Origin of the sequence: Salinispora mooreana (assembly GCF_000379065.1) — a bacterium.
Taxonomy (GTDB): domain Bacteria; phylum Actinomycetota; class Actinomycetes; order Mycobacteriales; family Micromonosporaceae; genus Micromonospora; species Micromonospora mooreana.
In genome coordinates, this window is record NZ_KB900614.1 from 2,992,151 (window position 1) to 3,009,769 (window position 17,619).

Sequence of the window (17,619 nt, forward strand, 5' to 3'; positions counted from 1 at the left end):
GCCAGCCGCCCCGTCAACGCCATGCCTGGCACCATAGCCTGCTGCCGGGTCACTGGCTAAGGTCTGACGCGACAGAGACGAGGGAGGTTCGGTGAGTCCCACGGCAGAACTCGCGGTGATCGGCGGGTCGGGGCTGTACGCCCTGCTCGACGGCGCCACCGAGCACATAGTCGACACCCCGTACGGGCCGCCGTCCGACGCGATCACCATCGCGGAGGTCGCGGGCCGCCGATTGGCGTTCCTGCCCCGCCACGGCCGGGATCACCGGCATCCGCCGCACCAGATCCCCTACCGGGCCAACCTGTGGGCGCTGCGCTCGCTCGGGGTCCGCCAGGTACTCGCCCCCTGCGCGGTCGGCGGCCTCCGCCCGGAGCTGGGCCCCGGCACGTTCGTCGTGCCCGACCAGCTGATCGACCGCACCAGTGGTCGGGCGCAGACCTACTACGACCGGGGCGCGGTGCATGTCTCCTTCGCCGACCCGTACTGCCCGGTCGGCCGGCGTACGCTGCTCGCCGCCGGTGCCGAGCGGGGCGTGCCGGCGGTCGACGGTGGGACGGTGGTGGTCGTCGAGGGTCCCCGCTTCTCCACCCGTGCCGAGTCGCGCTGGTTCACGGCCAGCGGCGGAACGGTGGTCAACATGACCGGCCACCCGGAGGCGGTGCTCGCCCGGGAGCTGGCCCTCTGCTATTCGTCGATCGCGCTCGTCACCGACCATGACGCGGGCGTGCCGGGCGGCGGGTCGGTCACCCAGGAGGAGGTGTTCCGGGTCTTCGGCGAGAACACCGCCCGGCTGCGGGAGCTGCTCTTCACCGCGGTGGCCAAGCTGCCGGCCGATCGGGACTGCCCCTGTGGGGCAACCCTGGAGGGCCTCACGCTTCCCTTCGCGCTGCCCTGAGACCGGGCGGCCGAGCCGTCGCCGGTCAGTCGGTGGTGAGCCGCAGCGGCCCACCGCCGAGCACGTCGAGGACGGTCCGCTCCCCCAGCGGGGCGGTGAGCTGCACGGTCACCGGTGCGAGTAGGAGCTGCTCGGTGCAGACACCGGTGCTGCGGGTCACGGCGCCGCCGACCACCACGACGTCATCCTGTTCGTGCACCAGCGGGGTGAGGCCGGTGTCGCACGCACCGATGCCGAGCCGTACGGTCAGCGTCGCGTCGTCCACGGCGCGCAGGTCCAGCGCTCCGACCAACTCCTCGGGCAGTGGCGCGGTGGGCGCGGTCGGCTCCGGCGGCACTGCGACGGCGGTCGGGGCGACCGCGAGCCGGGCCACCGGGGCGGTCAGCTCGGCGATGGTGAACAGCCAGGCCGGGACCGCCGCCTCGCCTCGGCTGGTCCGCACCGGCACGCTGTCCAGCTCGACGGCGGTGACGGTGAGCGGGGTGCAGGCGGTCGGCGGCGAGGTGCTCACCCCGGTGTCCGGCCCATCCGCCGGGGCTGGTGGGGTGGCCGGGTTCGTCGGCCGCCCACCGCAGGCCGGCGGGTCGCCCCGATCGAGTTCCCGGTACGCCTCGACGGCGCTGACCAGCGGCACGGTGAGGGTGTCGGAGGGGAACTGGATGGTGCCGTCTTCGGGCTGGTCCGTCGGCAGCGGAATCTGCTCTCGGTACCAGCCGGCCTGGAAGGCGGTCCGGGTTTCCGGGGTGAAGCCGGGGTCTCCGACGGTCATGGTCGGTTCCTGGAGTGGGATGTACCCGTCGCTCCAGGACGGGCCGGGCTGCCAGGCCGCGGCGACCTGAGTGGCCCGCTCGTCGAATGCCGCCTGCCGGCCGGTCGGCGCGGGGGCGCCCGTCGGTTCCGAGCCGGCCGGCGCGCAACCGGCGGCCAGCAGCAGGGTCAGACTCAGGGGGGCGAATAATCGACGCATACTCCTCCGACGTTCGCCACCATGCACCGGTTCCAGTCCACCGGCGCACTCGTCGCCGGGAGCGACGCCGGCCTGATGGCGCCCGGCAGCACCAGGGATTCGAGGTCAGAAACGCCGGTGCGCCCCGGTCCGGGTGGACCGGGGCGCACAGGTCAGGTGGTGGAGGTGCCGGGAATCGAACCCGGGTCCTTCGCCGCCTTGTCAGGGCTTCTCCGAGCGCAGCTCGCTGTGCCTCTACTCGGCCCCTCCGATCACGCGAGCGAGTCGGTGTGACGGGCCCAGTCGCTGATTGATCTCGCCGCACGGCCCCCGCGACCGGGTCCGATTGGCCAGCCTCCTAGCTGATGCCGGCTAACTGGGTCGAAGGCACTCCCAGGCCGACAGACTTGCTACTCGCCTCAGGCGGCGAGAGCGAAGTCAGCGCGATTCTGCTTGGCGCTTATTGTTTTCCAACGAACGATTTCCGAGACGACGTTGGCTTCCTCGGCTCGCTTCCCCTGCCGCAACGTACGAAGTCGAAACCAGTCACCCCCTCGACGGACCGCCCCTGTTGGCGGCACCGATAAGCCTAACGCCTGACGCAACCGGATTCATCCCGCCCCGGCCGGGCGCCGGCTCAGTCCTCCATCCCCTTGCCCCGCCGGCCGGCGGACCGGGCAATCTCCCGTTGCGCGTCCCGCTTGGCGAGGTCCTGCCGCTTGTCGTACGACTTCTTGCCCTTGGCGACGCCGATCTCGACCTTGGCCCAGCCGTCGGAGAAGTAGACCTGCAGCGGGACGATCGTGAGCCCGCTCTCCCGGGTCTTGCCGATCAGCCGGTCGATCTCGATGCGGTTGAGCAGTAGTTTGCGGGTGCGTCGGGGCTCGTGGTTGGTCCAGGTGCCCTGCACGTACTCCGGGATGTGCATCCCGTGCAGATACAGCTCGCCGTTGCGCTCCTGGGCGAATGCGTCAACCAGCGACGCCCGCCCCGCCCGCAGGGACTTGACCTCGGTGCCGGTCAACGCCATCCCCGCCTCGCAGGTGTCGAGGATCGAGTAGTCGTGGCGGGCCTTCCGATTGGAGGCGACGACCTTCCGCCCCTTCTCCCGTGGCATCGGCGCCACCTCCCTTCCTGCCGCTGCGCGCCCCCTGGGTCGAACAGCGGCGATCATCCTACCGGAGCGCGAGGGCTCTCCCGCGCCGATTATTTCCGGTGCGGGAGAGCCCTGGCCCGACAGGCGTGCGTGGGCGATCCCACGTCCGCCCTGCGGACACTAGACCCGCAGGTAGAAGCGGAGCGTGACCCAGGCGGTGATCGCGCTGATCAGGCCTCCGACGGCGGCCATCAGGGGGAAGGCCAGTAGCACCTCGCCCCAGCTGACCGGCGCGAAGAGCCCCTGGAGTGCGCTCAGCGCGTCGTCGAAGAGGAAGACCTTCAGGCCGGCGAGGGCGCCGAGGCCAAGCAGGGATCCGATCAGGCCGGCGACCACGGCCTCCAGGACGAAGGGCGCCTGGATGAACCAGTTCGACGCGCCGACGAGCTTCATGACCGCGACCTCGCGCCGCTTGCTGTAGGCGGCGACCTGGATGGTGTTGGCGACCAGGAGCAGGGCGGCGACCGCCATCGCGATCGCCGCGACGAGGGCGATGTTCTGACCGGCAGCGAAGAGTTTGAAGATCTTGTCGAGTACGCTCGACTTGTCGACCACCTGGTCGACGCCCTCGATCTCGGCGTACTGCTCCCCGATCGCTTCATACTCCTGCGGGTTCACCAGCTTCAGCCGGTACGACTCCGGCAGCACTTCTGGATCAATCGCACTGAGCAGGTCCGGGGAGTCCCGGAACATCTCCTCGAAGACCTCGTACGCCTCTTCTTTGTTGACGTACGTGACGCTCTCGATCAGCGGGTCGGCATCCAGCTCGGCCTGGATCGCTGTCTTCTGTTCCTCGGTGACCTCGGTCTCGAGGAAGATCGAGACCTCGATGTTCTCGAAGTACAGCTCCTTCATCTCGGCGACCTTGACGTAAATCAGGCCGCTCGCGCCGAGCATGGTCAGCGAGACCGCCATCGTAATGATCATTGCGATGGTCATGGTCACGTTGCGCCACAGTCCGACCATGACCTCGGACAGGACGTATTTCAAGCGCATCGAAGATTCCTCCGCGTCTCCGGCAGGTGGTGGTCGTCAGTCGGGTGGGAGCGCCGGCTCACCCGTAGACGCCGCGAGCCTGGTCGCGGACGATCCGGCCGCTCTCGATCTCGATGACCCGGCGGCGCATCTGATTCACGATGTTCGAGTCGTGGGTCACCATCACGACGGTCGTACCGGTGCGGTTGATCCGGTCCAGCAAACGCATGATCTCGATGGAGGTGTCCGGGTCGAGGTTTCCGGTCGGCTCGTCCGCGAGCAGGATCAGCGGACGGTTCACGAACGCCCGGGCGACCGCCACCCGCTGCTGCTCACCACCGGAGAGCTCCTGCGGGTAGCGGTGCTCCTTGCCACCAAGCCCGACCAGCTCCAGCACCTCCGGCACCACCCGGCGGGCAACCGCCTTGGTCTTGCCGATCACCTCGAGCGCGAACGCCACGTTCTCGTAGGCGGTGCGGTTCGGCAGCAGCCGGAAGTCCTGGAACACGCAGCCGATCGAGCGCCGGAAGGCGGGCCGCTTCCAGGAGCGCATCGACGTAACATCCTTGCCGTTCACGATGATCCGGCCCTTACTGGGCGCAACCTCGTGTAACAGCATCTTGATGATGGTGGACTTGCCGGAGCCGGACGGGCCGATGAAGAAGACGAACTCGCCCTTCTCGATCGCGACGGACACGTTGTCGAGCGAAGGCCGGGACGCCTTCGGGTACGTCTTCGTCACTTGCTCAAGCTGAATCACGGGTCGTGAGTCTACGCGGTGTAACCGGTACGCCAAATCCCGCGCCCCTCAATTCCGGGACACGTCATCAATCTGCCCGCACTCACGAAATTCGATGGCGCGCTACGCCCACGATCGGTCACGCATTGTCATCAGCGAGCTGCTGCTGCTTTCGCCACCGGATACCGGCCTCGATGAAGGCATCCAACTCGCCATCAAAGACCGCAGAGGGCGTCCCGGTCTCCTGCTCCGTTCGAAGGTCCTTCACCATCTGGTACGGATGCAGGACATACGACCGCATCTGGTCCCCCCAGGAGCCGGCGGCGTCGGTCTTCAGGCCCTGGAGTTTGGCCTGCTCCTCCTGGCGCTTCCGCTCCAGCAGGCGGGCCTGGAGGACGCGCAGCGCGGACGCCTTGTTCTGCAGCTGGGACTTCTCGTTCTGACAGGTGACCACGATGCCGGTCGGGATGTGGGTGATCCGAACCGCCGAGTCGGTCGTGTTCACGCTCTGCCCACCGGGGCCGGACGACCGGTAGACGTCAAAGCGCATCTCGTTCTCGGGGATGTCGATGTGATCGGTCTGCTCCACCACCGGGAGCACCTCGACCCCGGCGAAGCTGGTCTGCCGCCGACCCTGGTTGTCGAAGGGGCTGATCCGGACCAGCCGGTGGGTGCCCGACTCGACGCTGAGCGTGCCGTACGCGTACGGCACCTTGACCGTGAAGGTGGCCGACTTGAGCCCGGCCTCCTCGGCGTACGAGGTCTCGTAGACCTCGGTGGGGTAGCCGTGCCGCTCGGCCCAGCGCAGGTACATCCGCAGCAGCATCTCGGCGAAGTCCGCCGCGTCCACGCCGCCGGCACCGGCGCGGATCGCCACCAGCGCCTCCCGGGAGTCGTACTCGCCGGAGAGCAGGGTGCGGACCTCCATCTCGTCGATGGCCTTGGCCAGCCGAGCGACCTCCGTCTCGACCTCGGTGAGGGCGCCCGGGTCGGACTCCGCCTCGGCCAGCTCCAGCAGCACCTTGGCATCGTCGAGGCGTGAACGAAGCTCCGCGAGCTTGTTGATTTCCCCATTCACGTACGACAGCTGAGAGGTGACCTGCTGCGCCCGGGCCTGGTCGTCCCAGAGGTCGGGGGCGGAGGCGGCCTCCTCCAGACGGGCCTTGTCCGCCCGAAGCCGGTCGATGTCGAGCACCGACTCGATGTTGCGAAGAGTGGCGTCGAGGTCCTTGAGCTGTTCGGCGTAGTCGGCATCGGTCACGACAGACAAGCCTACTGCGCGGGCGAGGAGTGAGCTTGCGAGCCCCGCAGCCCACGCCCAAACAACCCCAGCGCGGGCGAGGAGTGAGCTTGCGAGGCCCGCAGCCCACGCCACAGCCACTCCGTGGCGAGGCGGGTCTCCCGGTCCTAGTCTCCGGGGCAGGGCGTACTTCCGGCTCCGAGGGCTACGTTCGCCCAGGTCGGGGGGCTGCTGTCGGGTCAGCTGACCGGGGCGGACTTGAGCCAGGCCAGAGCGGCCTTGTGGTATGCGACGGCGAACTCCAAGGCGCTGGCGTCGTACGTCTCGCCTTCTTTCTTCGCATTTTTCACCTGCTCCCGAACCCGGGCCAGGGCCTCCGTGTGGTACTCGTTCGCAGCCGTCTGGAGGTTCTTGAGCTGACTGGCCGAGTGCAGGTTTCCGAAGGCGAACCGCAGCGCGATCGGATTTCGAATAGTGTCCCGACCGGGCTCCTCCGTCAGCCATCTGGAGAAGGTCCGTTTACCCGCAGCGGTGATCGCATACGGCTGGCTCATCCTCGGCCCCGGTTTACCGAGCCGCACCAGCCCCTTTTCGGCCAGCACGGGTAGCTCTCGGTAGACCTGGCTGCGGGTCATTGACCAGTACGGCGCCAACCGGCGCTCGGCGGCGGCCATCAGTTGACCACCTGTCATCGGGCCCTCGTGAAGCAGCCCGAGCAGGGCCGCCGCCGTGGGATTGACTCCGGAATCCGCCATGCCTCTCACGCTGCCACTTTGCGGTCGCGGCGTCCAGGATTTCACGTTTTCGCCACCCGTCAGGGCTTCCTATGTGCACTGTCCACCGATATGGAGTGGATGAAAGGACCCCTACGCCACGCCGGGCGGCCGACGTAGTGCAGGGGTCCTTCTGGTTAGCGCATGTGGGGATAGGTGTGGTCGGTCGGCGGGACGAAGGTTTCTTTGATCGTGCGGGGTGACATCCATCGGACCAGGTTCTGCCAGGAGCCGGCCTTGTCGTTGGTGCCACTGGCGCGGGCGCCGCCGAACGGCTGCTGGCCCACCACCGCACCGGTGGGCTTGTCGTTGATGTAGAAGTTGCCGGCCGCGTACCGCATCCGCTCGGCAACCCGGTCGACCACCTGCCGGTCGGTGGCGAAAATGGCGCCGGTCAACGCGTACGGCGCGATCGACTCGGCCTGCGTGACCACCTCGTCGAAGCGGGCGTCGTCGAAGACGTGCACGCCGAGGATCGGCCCGAAGTACTCGGTGGTGAAGGTCTCGTGGGCGGCGTCGGTGCATTCGAAGAGCGTGGGTCGGACGAAGTAGCCGACCGAGTCGTCGGCGGTGCCGCCGGCGACGACCTGGCAACAGTCATCCCCTGAGATCAGCTCCAGGGCGGCGGTGTGCCGCGCGTACGCCTTGGCGTCGATGACGGCGCCCCCGAAGTTACTGAAGTCGGTGACGTCGCCATAGGCGAGCGCCTCCGCCGTGGCGGCGAGCCGGTCCCGCAGCCCACCTACCCACAACGACCGCGGAATGTACGCGCGGGAGGCCGCGGAGCACTTCTGGCCCTGGAACTCGTACGCGCCCCGAATCAGGGCGGTGTGCAGCGCGTCCACATCAGCGCTGGGATGGGCGACCACGAAGTCCTTGCCGCCGGTCTCGCCGACCAGGCGCGGGTAGCTCCGGTAGTGGGCGATCTTCTCGCCGACGGTTCGCCAGAGCTGCTGGAAGACCTTGGTGGAGCCGGTGAAGTGGATACCGGCCAGGTCAGGGTCGGCCAGCACCACGTCGGACACCTCCACACCCCGCCCGGTGACCATGTTGATCACGCCGGGGGGCAGGCCCGCCGCCTCGAAGAGCCGCATCGTGAAGTGCGCGGCGAACTGCTGGGTGGGGGCCGGTTTCCAGACCACCGTGTTACCGAGCAGGGCCGGCGCCGAGGGTAGGTTGCCGGCGATCGCGGTGAAGTTGAACGGGGTGATCGCGTAGACGAAGCCCTCGAGCGGACGGTGGTCGAACCGGTTCCAGGTGCCCGACGAGGAGAGGGGCTGCTCAGCCAGGAGCCGCCGAGCGAAGTGGACGTTGAACCGAAGGAAGTCGATAAACTCGCAGGCCGAGTCGATCTCCGCCTGGAACGCGGTCTTCGACTGGCCGAGCATCGTTGCGGCGTTCAGCGTGTCCCGCCAGGGCCCGGCGAGCAGGTCAGCGGCGCGCAGAAAGATCGCTGCCCGCTCCGCGAACGGCAACGCCCGCCACCCGGGCGCCGCGTTCTTGGCGGCCTGCACCGCGGCCCGCGCGTCATCGTGGGTGGCGTGGGCGGTGACGCCCAGCACGTGCGCGTGCCGGTGGGGCTGCACCACGTCGATCGAGGCGCCGCCGGCCATCCGTTGCTCGCCCGCGATGGTCATCGGCAGGTCGATCCGGTCGCTGGCCAGCTCGACCAGCCGCCGTTGCAGCCGGTCCCGGTCGGTGTCCCCCGGCTCGTAGGGGCGTACCGGTTCGTTGCGGGGCTCGGGCACGGAGAAGACGGCGTCCATCAAAGGCTCCTGGGGCGTTCGTGGCAACGGGGGGAACGGTCCCGCGGGCATCGGCCGGGTGGCCGGATGCCAACACCGGGGCCGCAGGGGCCGGTTACGGCGGCGGGACCTCGGCTGATCCTCCCACGTTTGCCCCCTCTTCCCCACCACCCCAACCCCCCACACACCGACCGACGCGGCTCCCGGGCGGACGGTGACGGACGCGTACCCTGGTGGGCCGGTGAACCACCGGCCGCGCCGCGGGCCTGGTGCCGGTCGAAGGGACAACGATGACGAAGCAGCCCGGCGACTCCGCCGCCACGGAGGCGACGCAGGTGAGCCCGGACCCGGACGAGGCACGCCCAACGCAGCGGGAAGCAGCGGACCTGGAGCATCCGGTAGCGGGGAGCCCTGAGCGCCAGGACGCAGCGAGCCCGTTGGCGGCCGGCACGCCCTCGGCGGCGCCAACGGCCGGCCTACTCGCCCCCGGCGTGCCGGCGCTCGGCCTGCTGGCGCTCGGCTGGCTGGCCGCCATGCTCTGGTCCACCCGCGCGGTGATCGACTCGGCGGCGGCCGGGGTCACCGCGATCAGCCTATCCGCCTTCGCCCTACCCGGGGTGATCTCTGCCGCGCTCATCGCCGGCACCGCCTTCGCGCTGTTCGGGGCGAAGCTGCTCGCCCATCGAGGCCGGGACCGGAGCACCCTGCGCTTTGTCGCGGCGGTCGCCAGCGGGCTGCTGATCGGGCTCGCCGCCGCCTTCGCCATCGACCTGACCTACGCTGACACGGCCACCACCAACGTGATCGCCGGCACCACCGCCGCCGCCGCCATCATCGGCGGGGGCATCGCCGCGACGCGGACCGCGCCGGTGATCGGCGCGGTGGTGGCCGCCGGCCTCGGCACGCTCGTCTTCGTCGTGGCGTTCAGCCGGGCGCGGGACCCACTCTTCGACCTCTTCGGCGCGGGCGAGACCCAGGAGTCGCTGCTCAGTGCCGCGAAGTGGGTCTCCCGTACCGAGTCCCTGCTCGCCGGTCTGGTGGCGGGGCTGTTGGCCTTCGGCTACCTGACCTGGTCCCGACGCCGGGCGGCGCGCCACAGCGCTCCGCCCAGCCTGCGCTGGCCGGCCTACCTGATCGCCGGGGCTGGCCCCGGCCTGCTGCTGCTCGTCGCCGAGGTGATCCTGCGGATCGGGGGACGGCGGCTGCTCGACCTGGCTGGCGCGCTCAGCGAGGCGGACGCCGTAGCGCAGACCTCCCTCGGCACCTCCCGGATGGATAACGGAATCTGGGTGCTCTTCGTCGGCGCGCTGACCGCGATGATCGCCTTCGGCCGCACCCTTGGACCGGCCCCGCTGGACGAGGACGACCCGGACGGGGAGTAGACCGTGCCGGCCGGGAGGAGCTCGACGTCAGCCGGAACAGCTCCGGTACGGCCAACCATGTCAAGCGGCTGGGCTAGCCCAATCCGAGGAGCTGGTCCAGCTCAGTGATGTCGTACCACTCCAGCTCGTGGTCTTCGGCGCCGTCAACGGTGAACTGCGCCTCCGGGTCACCGCCGAGCGCCTCGGTCACCACCCGGGCTGCGGCGACGACGTCCTGGACCGCGTCCGCCCCGTCCACGTGGATGGCGGCCACCGCCCCCACCGGCACCGGGCCGGCCAGCTCGACCGTGCTGGAACCGAGGTCCGCGTCGCCCGGCCCGGGGGTAGCCGCGGGCAGGTCCGCCGAGACCACTACCCGGCGGCGCGGCGCCGCGTCGTCGGCCGCCAGGAGTTGAAGCGCGTCCTGGGCAGCCCGGGTGAACGCGACGTACTCCAGCTCCTCCTCGCCCCCCTCGGCGTACCACTCGCGCAGCGCCGGGGTCACCGCGTGCGCGGAGGCCGCGGGGAGCCCGGCGGTCCGCAGCAGGGTCAGCATCGGCACGGTCGCCGGGACGTACACCCGGACATGCTCATTGGTCACCGGTTCTCCCTGAGTTCAGCTCCACCGGCGGACGCCGGTCTGGGGCGCCGGTCATGCCGTACGCCGTGACCGTCATACACCCCGGATGGGCTCGACGAAAGTCGGGTTCCCGGAGTGTTTCCGAGCGCACTTTCGGTGCTGCGGTAGGCCCCGCTGCCTTCGGGGCCCTACTGGTGGCAAACTGAGGCAAACGCAGCCAATTCAAGGAGTTTGCGTGGCGGAGCCGAGGTTCCTGCTGCTGTCCGAGGTCGCCGCCGAGCTGAACGTGTCGGACTCGCAGGTCTACCACATGGTACGCGGCGGCGAGCTGCCGGCGATCAAGATCGGCGGCCGCGGTCAGTGGCGGGTGGAGCGCGCGCGGCTGGAGGAGTACATCAACCACAAGTACGCGGAGACCGCCGAGTGGGTCCGGAACAACCCGCTTGTCGAACGTGAGCCGGAGTAGCCTGCCCGCCATCCACAGGCATTGACCATTACCTCTTTCGTCCTCCAGAATCGTGTTCTGCCGTAGGCAAACGAAGGCAAACACAAGGATCTGGAGGGCCGGGATGACTGCCGTCCGCCGCCCCGAGCCGACACGTCCCCCGGTCCGGCTTCGCCCGGCCCCGTCCATCGACCCACCCTGCGTCGAAGACGACCCCGCCCGCTGGCCGATCGACGGCCAACTCGCGCTCGACCTGTTCCCGCCAGGCCCAAGCCCGCTGCCCCGCCCACCCGGCCAGCGCCGCGGGGCCGGACCGGGCCCGCCCGGGCCCCGGGGCACACCGACCCGGCTACCCGCCACGACGCTGGCCACCGCCACCCCGGAGGCGACCCGGAGTGCGCATCGGTTCGTCACCACCTGCCTCGAGGTGATCAACGGCTATCGACCGCACAGCCAGCTACGCCAACTACTTGACCCGGCCCGGGCGGCTGAGCTGGCGGCTGAGCTGGCCCGCGCCACCGCCCGCGCAGGGCCGGTGCGACGCCGCTCCACCCGGCCCGGCACGCGCCTGCGCCGGCTGCGGGTATGCGAGCCGCGAGACGCGGTCGTCGAGGCAGCCGCCGTGCTGGCCGGGCCAGCCGGCTGGACCTGGGCGATGGCGATCCGCCTCGAACAGCGCCGCGGCGCCTGGCTCTGCACCGCTCTCACCGTTCTGTGAGAAGTGTGTGCACGCGTTGCGTGCACACACTTCGGACGCAGGTCGGTCAGGCGCCGCCGTTGGGCGAGCCGTGGCAGCGCTTGTACTTACGGCCCGAGCCGCACGGGCACGGCGCGTTGCGTGACGGCCCGTTGCCGCCCTCGGTCTGCCCCGGCGCCGCTCGGCGGGCGGTGCCGGCGGCGACGGCGTGGCCACCCGCACCGCCGCCCCGCCGTTGCGGGGCGGTCGGAGCGGTCTGCCCAGGGGCGGCCGGAGCGGTCATGGCGGGGCGCCCCTCCTGCGACGCCGCCTCGTCGGCCCGCTCGACGGCGACCGAGCCGCGCCCGGCCTCCCCGTCGATGGTCGGCGCGGAGTATTGCAGGCCCTGCCGTTGTGGCGTACGACCAAGGCCCTTCGCTCGGACCTCGACCGGCTTCTCCAGGAGCTTGACCTCGTCGGCCGCCGGCTCCGGCTCCTGAACCTGCACGTCCAGGTTGTAGAGGAAGCCGACCGTCTCCTCCTTGATGCCGTCCATCATGGTGGCGAACATGTCGAAGCCCTCGCGCTGGTACTCCACCACCGGGTCCCGCTGGGCGTAGGCCCGAAGGCTGATGCCCTCCTGGAGGTAGTCCATCTCGTAGAGGTGCTCACGCCACTTGCGGTCGATCACCTGGAGCAGGACCATCCGCTCGAGCTGGCGGGCACCCTCCGTGCCGAGCTGCTCCTCACGGCGGTCGTACGCGCCGTGTGCGTCCTCCCTGAGTCGGCTGAGCAGGAAGTCGACATCGATGCTCGCCCTCGATCCGCCGGCCTCCTCCTCCAGCTCCTCGACGGTGAAGCCGACCGGGTAGAGCTGCTTGAGGCTGGACCAGAGCTGCTCGAAATCCCAGTCCTCGGCGTAGCCCTCCGCGGTGGCGCCCCGGACGTACGCCTCGACGACATCGTCGATCATGTTCCGAACCTGGTCCGACAGGTCCTCGCCATTGAGCACCCGAAGCCGCTCGGCGTAGATCACCTGCCGCTGCTTGTTCATGACCTCGTCGTACTTGAGGACGTTCTTGCGGACCTCGGCGTTCTGGGACTCGATCTGCGCCTGCGCGGTCTTGATCTGGCGGGTGACCATCTTCGACTCGATGGGCACATCCTCCGGGATGTTGAAGCGCTCCATGACGGCCTCGACGGCGCCGGAGCGGAACCGCTTCATCAACTCGTCCTGCAGCGACAGGTAGAAACGGGACTCGCCCGGGTCGCCCTGACGACCCGATCGACCGCGTAGCTGGTTGTCGATGCGTCGGGACTCGTGCCGCTCGGTGCCCAGCACGTAGAGGCCACCGGCGGCGGAGACCTCCTCCGCCTCGGCGTCGCAGGCCTGCTTCCAGGTGGGCAGGACCTCCTCCATCGCCTTGGCGTACTCCTCCTCGTGCTCGGTCGGGTCGAGCCCGCGCTGGCGCAGCTCGTTGGCGGCGAGGAACTCTGGGTTGCCACCGAGCAGGATGTCGGTGCCGCGGCCGGCCATGTTGGTGGCGACGGTGACCGCGCCCTTGCGACCGGCCTGGGCGACGATCTCCGCTTCGCGCGCGTGGAACTTCGCGTTCAGCACCGAGTGCGGAATGCCCCGACGACGCAGGAGCTGGGAGAGGATCTCGGAATTCTCCACCGAGACCGTGCCGACGAGCACCGGCTGGCCGGCGTGGTGTCGCTCGACGATGTCGTCAACGACCGCGTTGAACTTGGCCTTCTCGGTCTTGTAGATGACGTCGGAGCGGTCCTCCCGGACCATCGGCCGGTGCGTCGGGATGGTCACCACCCCGACCTTGTAGACCTTGTTGAACTCGCCCGCCTCGGTCTGGGCGGTACCGGTCATCCCGGCGAGCTTCGCGTAGAGACGGAAGTAGTTCTGGAGGGTGATGGTGGCGAGGGTCTGGTTCTCCTGCTTGATCTCCACCCCCTCCTTGGCCTCGATCGCCTGGTGCATGCCCTCGTTGTAGCGGCGCCCGTGCAGAATGCGGCCGGTGAACTGGTCAACGATCAGGACCTCGCCCTCGCTGACGATGTAGTCCTTGTCCCGCTTGAAGAGCTCCTTCGCCTTGATCGCGTTGTTCAGGTAACCGACCAGCGGCGTGTTGACCGACTCGTAGAGGTTGTCGATGCCGAGCCGGTCCTCGACCTTGCCGACGCCCCGCTCCGTCACCGCGACCGTGCGCTTGGCGTAGTCGACCTCGTAGTCACCCTCACCGTCCTTGCCGGACTGGAGGCGGGCGACCACCGCGGCGAACTCGCCGTACCAGCGGGCGGAGTGTTCGGCCGGACCGGAGATAATCAACGGGGTGCGGGCCTCGTCGATCAGGATCGAGTCCACCTCGTCCACGACGGCGAAGTTGTGGCCCCGCTGGACCAGGTCCTCCTTCGACCAGGCCATGTTGTCGCGCAGGTAGTCGAAGCCGAACTCGTTGTTGGTGCCGTAGGTGATGTCGCACTCGTAGGCGGCGCGGTGCTCGGCGGCGGGCCGGTTGGGCAGCACGACGCCGACGGTGAGCCCAAGAAACTCGTGCACCCGGCCCATCCAGGCGGCGTCCCGCTCGGCCAGGTAGTCGTTGACCGTGATCACGTGCACGCCCTTGCCGGAGAGCGCGTTGAGATAGACCGGCATGACCGAGGTGAGGGTCTTCCCCTCACCGGTCTTCATCTCGGCGATGTTGCCGAAGTGCAGCGCCGCGCCACCCATTACCTGGACGTCGTACGGGCGCTGACCAAGCACCCGGGCAGCGCCCTCGCGACAGACCGCGAACGCCTCGGGCAACAGGTCATCAAGGGTCTCGCCACCCTCCAGCCGCTCCCGGAACTGCGCGGTCATCTCCCGCAGCTCGTCGTCGGTGAGGTTGACGTAGTCGTCCTCGATCGAGTTGACGGCGGCGGCGATCGCCTTGAGCCGGCGCACCAGGCGCCCCTCGCCCGCACGGAGGACCTTTTCCAGAATCGACACGGATCAACGCTCCCCTAGACAGTCTCGAACCATCGTAGGCGTTCCATCGCGGCGATGGTCACTGGTGGCGGGGTCCGTTCCGTCGAAGCGGACATAACGCACTCGGTCGGAGCGGGCGGGCCTAATCCGGTTACGCCGTGGGCGAACGATCCGGCACGATGGCTCGGATGAGACGAATCGAGATCAACGATCCGGACGGAGGCTTCCCCGGGGAGCGGCCGGCCCGGATCGGCACGTGTCCAGACCGATCGACTTCGGGCCCGGGCCGGTGACGACGTGACGCCGGAGACCATCGACGGGCCCGGGATCCGGCTGCGCCTGTCTCGCCTCGAGGACATCCCCGACACCGCGGCCGCCTGCTCCGACCCGCTGGTCCAGCGCTTCCTGCCCGCGCTGCCATCGCCGTACACCGAGGCGGACGCCCGGTGGTGGATCACCGAAGGGGCGCCCGCGGCCTGGGCCGGCGGTGGGGCCGCGTACACCATCGCGGACCGCGACACGGACCGGCTGCTCGGCACGATCGGGCTGAACGACCCGACCCCGAGTCGTCAGGAGGCGGCGATCGGCTACTGGGTCGCCCCGTGGGCGCGGGGGCGCGGCGTCGCCACGGCGGCGACCCAGACCCTCGCCGACCGGGCGTTCACCACCGGGATACACCGACTGGAGCTCCTCACCGTCCCGGAGAACATCGCCAGCCAGCGGGTGGCGCTGGCCGCCGGCTTCCGCCCCGAGGGCGTACGCCGGTTGGCGAGCCGCGGACGAGACGGCGAACGGGCTGATCTCCTCACCTGGGCGCGGCTCGCCGACGACCCCCCGGGGCCGGCTCCGCGGTTGCTGCCGGACCTGCCCGACGGCCGGCTCACCGACGGCGTGGTGGAGCTCCGGCCGCGCGGCCCGCAGCACGCGGAGGCCATGTACCACCTGCACACCCAGCCCGAGATGGTCGCCGTCCTGGCGCCGCCGGAGCCGCCCCGGCGGGCGGACATCGAACAGAACTGCCGGGAGGGGCAGTCCCGATGGCTCCGGGGCCAGGTCGCGAACCTGGCGATCATCGACGCGAGCAGCGGGGCCACCGCCGGCTTCTGCCAACTGGTCCTGGACAGTCCGCAGCTCCGACAGGGCATGGTCGGCTACGGCCTGCTGGCCGCCTGGCGCGGACGCGGGTACGCCACCCGCGCGGTCCGACTGCTCGCACAATGGGGATTCACCGAGGTCCGGCTCGGCCGGATCTGGGCGGATACCCACGCCGGCAACATCGCCTCGGAGCGGGTGTTGGAACGGGCCGGGTTCCGCCGGGAGGGGCGGGCGCGCGGGCGCTTTCCCGCCAACGACGGGCTCCGGACCGACAGCACGCTCTTCGGCCTGCTCCCGGGCGACCTCCCGGAGCTATCCGGAACACGCTGAGCCGCTGACCAGGCCAGGACCCAGGCCGGTCAGCGGAGGTGCTGCTCGGCCTGGGGCCCGACCCGACAGGACCGTGTTCAGGGGCCGGCCCGCACCTGGGCGTCAGACGGCCAGGGAGATGATCCCGTAGTCGTAGGCGTGCCGCCGGTAGACGACGCTGGGCCGGCCGGACTCCTTGTCCTGGAACAGGTAGAAGTCGTGCCCGACCAGCTCCATCTGGAACAGGGCGTCATCAATGGTCATCGGCTCGGCGGGGTGGACCTTCTCCCGCGCGATGTGCCACGGCTGGTCGTCGTGCTCCTCCTCGGCCCGCTCGGCAACCGCCGTCGCCGTGGCGGCGTCGGCGGACAGCGGCCCGGCGACGAGGTCGGTTACCGGGAGCCCGGCGGTGGCGGCGGCAACGGAGATGGGGGCGTGCCGGCCGTGGTGGACCCGACGGCGGTCGGCCGCCCGGCGCATCCGGGCGTCCAGCCGGGAGATGGCCGCGTCGAGCGCGCTGTAGAAGTCGCTCGTGCCCGCCTCGGCCCGCATCACCGGGCCCCGGGATACGCAGGTGATCTCCACCCGCTGGCAGTGGTCCGCCTGACGCGGATTGCGCTCATGGAACAGCTCGACATCCACCCGGATGATCTTGTGATCGTAGCGTTCGATCTTGGCGAGCTTCTCCGCTACATGCACCCGGAAATGATCTGGAACTTCGACGTTCCGGCCCTTGACCACGATGTCCACGTGACCTCCCTCGTTCGGATGGTCGTTACTGCGATACCCGGTCACGCCCTCGGGACGGTCCCACTCGGCGTCGACCGGTCAGTGCGGCTACGCCTCCCTTCACCCGCCGGGAGGTGGGAGAACTCCTCCTACCCCCGACAGCAGAACGCTAACTCCTGTTCGGCCGACCGTCACCCCTGGTTTTCAGGACAGTCCAGGATTTTTCCTGAATCGTTCACCAAGGGGAAGAAAGAAAACACGATCGGTTACCGGCGACGCCTCCGCTCGGTCGCGGCGAGCACCGCCGCCACCGACGGCGCCCGGCCGGTCGCGGTCAGCACCCGACTCACCGCGGCGAGCGTCGAACCGGTGGTGACGATGTCGTCCACGACGACCAGCGCCGCACCCGCCGGCAGCGGCCGCCGCCGGCCCTGACTCCGAAACGCCGCGGCGGCCGACGCCGCCCGGCCCGCGCTGTCCAGCGTCACCGAGTCCGGCCGGGGCAGCGCCCGCACCGCGGAGCGGACCTCGACCGGCCAGCCGGCCCGCCGCAACCGCTGCGCGCAGTGCCGGGCCAACCGGCTGAGGTGGTCGCCGTACCGGGCCCGGGCCGCGGCCGGGGTGTCCGGCACCGGCACCAGCGACACCGGGCGCACCGGGCCGACCGCGACCGCCACCACCTCGGCGAGCAGCGCGCCCAGCGGCCGAGCCAGCCCATGCCGGCCATGGTCCTTATATGCGAGCAGCACCTCGCGCAGCGGGCCCGTGTAGGGGCCGAGCGCCACGCAGGGCGGCAGCCCCTCCGGAGCCGGAGTCGGACGTACCGCTCTCGGTCGCAGGTCGCCCAGCGCCGCGACGCACTGCGGGCAGACACCGTGCCGCAGCCCGGGCCGCTGGTCTCGGCATCCGGCGCACTCCACCGGCAACACCAGTGCGCCAAGGTCCTGGACAACTCGACCGAGGCCCCGCATC

General features: G+C 69.9%; 16 protein-coding genes and 1 other RNA gene. 5 read left to right on the forward strand and 12 right to left on the reverse strand.

Annotated elements, in window-relative coordinates:
* The first annotated feature begins 91 nt into the window (after nucleotides 1–91).
* Nucleotides 92–895 (forward strand): S-methyl-5'-thioadenosine phosphorylase, encoded by an 804-nt coding sequence (locus SALPAC6_RS0114315; protein WP_020493588.1) that lies wholly within the window; start codon nucleotides 92–94, stop codon nucleotides 893–895.
* A 25-nt stretch (nucleotides 896–920) separates the two neighbouring features.
* Here the strand turns inward: SALPAC6_RS0114315 and SALPAC6_RS0114320 are convergent, their stop codons facing one another.
* From SALPAC6_RS0114320 to pruA, 8 genes are all read right to left on the reverse strand, one after another.
* Nucleotides 921–1,862: a hypothetical protein gene (locus SALPAC6_RS0114320; protein ID WP_018254083.1), complete on the reverse strand. Its 942-nt coding sequence runs from the start codon at nucleotides 1,860–1,862 to the stop codon at nucleotides 921–923.
* A 157-nt stretch (nucleotides 1,863–2,019) separates the two neighbouring features.
* Nucleotides 2,020–2,395: a transfer-messenger RNA gene (gene ssrA, locus SALPAC6_RS27835) on the reverse strand.
* Nucleotides 2,396–2,478: 83 nt separating this feature from the next.
* Nucleotides 2,479–2,958, reverse strand: coding sequence for an SsrA-binding protein SmpB (smpB, locus tag SALPAC6_RS0114325; protein WP_018254084.1), 480 nt, complete (start codon nucleotides 2,956–2,958; stop codon nucleotides 2,479–2,481).
* Between the two features lie 159 nt (nucleotides 2,959–3,117).
* Nucleotides 3,118–3,993 (reverse strand): permease-like cell division protein FtsX, encoded by an 876-nt coding sequence (ftsX, locus tag SALPAC6_RS0114330; protein WP_018254085.1) that lies wholly within the window; start codon nucleotides 3,991–3,993, stop codon nucleotides 3,118–3,120.
* A gap of 58 nt (nucleotides 3,994–4,051) precedes the next feature.
* On the reverse strand, nucleotides 4,052–4,732 hold the full coding sequence (ftsE, locus tag SALPAC6_RS0114335; protein WP_018254086.1) for a cell division ATP-binding protein FtsE: 681 nt from the start codon (nucleotides 4,730–4,732) through the stop codon (nucleotides 4,052–4,054).
* 118 nt (nucleotides 4,733–4,850) lie between these two features.
* Nucleotides 4,851–5,972 carry a peptide chain release factor 2 gene (prfB, locus tag SALPAC6_RS0114340; protein WP_018254087.1) on the reverse strand — a complete coding sequence of 374 codons (1,122 nt, stop codon included), beginning with the start codon at nucleotides 5,970–5,972 and terminating at the stop codon, nucleotides 4,851–4,853.
* Between the two features lie 218 nt (nucleotides 5,973–6,190).
* Nucleotides 6,191–6,706, reverse strand: coding sequence for a PadR family transcriptional regulator (locus SALPAC6_RS0114345; RefSeq protein ID WP_018254088.1), 516 nt, complete (start codon nucleotides 6,704–6,706; stop codon nucleotides 6,191–6,193).
* Nucleotides 6,707–6,861: 155 nt separating this feature from the next.
* Entirely contained in the window at nucleotides 6,862–8,490 is a 1,629-nt protein-coding gene (gene pruA, locus SALPAC6_RS0114350; RefSeq protein WP_018254089.1) for an L-glutamate gamma-semialdehyde dehydrogenase, read from the reverse strand.
* Nucleotides 8,491–8,759: 269 nt separating this feature from the next.
* Between pruA and SALPAC6_RS0114360 the strand changes: the two genes are divergently transcribed.
* Entirely contained in the window at nucleotides 8,760–9,851 is a 1,092-nt protein-coding gene (locus SALPAC6_RS0114360; protein ID WP_018254090.1) for a hypothetical protein, read from the forward strand.
* Between the two features lie 73 nt (nucleotides 9,852–9,924).
* On the opposite strand, the gene SALPAC6_RS0114365 is transcribed toward SALPAC6_RS0114360, so the two are convergent.
* Nucleotides 9,925–10,431: a DUF6912 family protein gene (locus SALPAC6_RS0114365; RefSeq protein ID WP_018254091.1), complete on the reverse strand. Its 507-nt coding sequence runs from the start codon at nucleotides 10,429–10,431 to the stop codon at nucleotides 9,925–9,927.
* A gap of 214 nt (nucleotides 10,432–10,645) precedes the next feature.
* On the opposite strand from SALPAC6_RS0114365, the gene SALPAC6_RS0114370 reads away from it, so the two are divergent.
* The gene (locus SALPAC6_RS0114370; RefSeq protein ID WP_018254092.1) at nucleotides 10,646–10,876 is read left to right on the forward strand and encodes a helix-turn-helix transcriptional regulator; all 231 of its coding nucleotides are present in this window, start codon (nucleotides 10,646–10,648) and stop codon (nucleotides 10,874–10,876) included.
* Nucleotides 10,877–10,979: 103 nt separating this feature from the next.
* Nucleotides 10,980–11,573: an Rv3235 family protein gene (locus SALPAC6_RS0114375; protein ID WP_018254093.1), complete on the forward strand. Its 594-nt coding sequence runs from the start codon at nucleotides 10,980–10,982 to the stop codon at nucleotides 11,571–11,573.
* Nucleotides 11,574–11,619: 46 nt separating this feature from the next.
* Here the strand turns inward: SALPAC6_RS0114375 and secA are convergent, their stop codons facing one another.
* Nucleotides 11,620–14,535 carry a preprotein translocase subunit SecA gene (secA, locus tag SALPAC6_RS0114380; RefSeq protein WP_018254094.1) on the reverse strand — a complete coding sequence of 972 codons (2,916 nt, stop codon included), beginning with the start codon at nucleotides 14,533–14,535 and terminating at the stop codon, nucleotides 11,620–11,622.
* 276 nt (nucleotides 14,536–14,811) lie between these two features.
* Between secA and SALPAC6_RS0114385 the strand changes: the two genes are divergently transcribed.
* Nucleotides 14,812–15,939: a GNAT family N-acetyltransferase gene (locus SALPAC6_RS0114385; protein WP_018254095.1), complete on the forward strand. Its 1,128-nt coding sequence runs from the start codon at nucleotides 14,812–14,814 to the stop codon at nucleotides 15,937–15,939.
* A gap of 102 nt (nucleotides 15,940–16,041) precedes the next feature.
* Here the strand turns inward: SALPAC6_RS0114385 and hpf are convergent, their stop codons facing one another.
* Entirely contained in the window at nucleotides 16,042–16,668 is a 627-nt protein-coding gene (gene hpf, locus SALPAC6_RS0114390) for a ribosome hibernation-promoting factor, HPF/YfiA family (RefSeq protein WP_018254096.1), read from the reverse strand.
* Between the two features lie 245 nt (nucleotides 16,669–16,913).
* Nucleotides 16,914–17,618, reverse strand: coding sequence for a ComF family protein (locus SALPAC6_RS0114395; RefSeq protein ID WP_033666384.1), 705 nt, complete (start codon nucleotides 17,616–17,618; stop codon nucleotides 16,914–16,916).
* Nucleotide 17,619 lies beyond the last annotated feature (1 nt).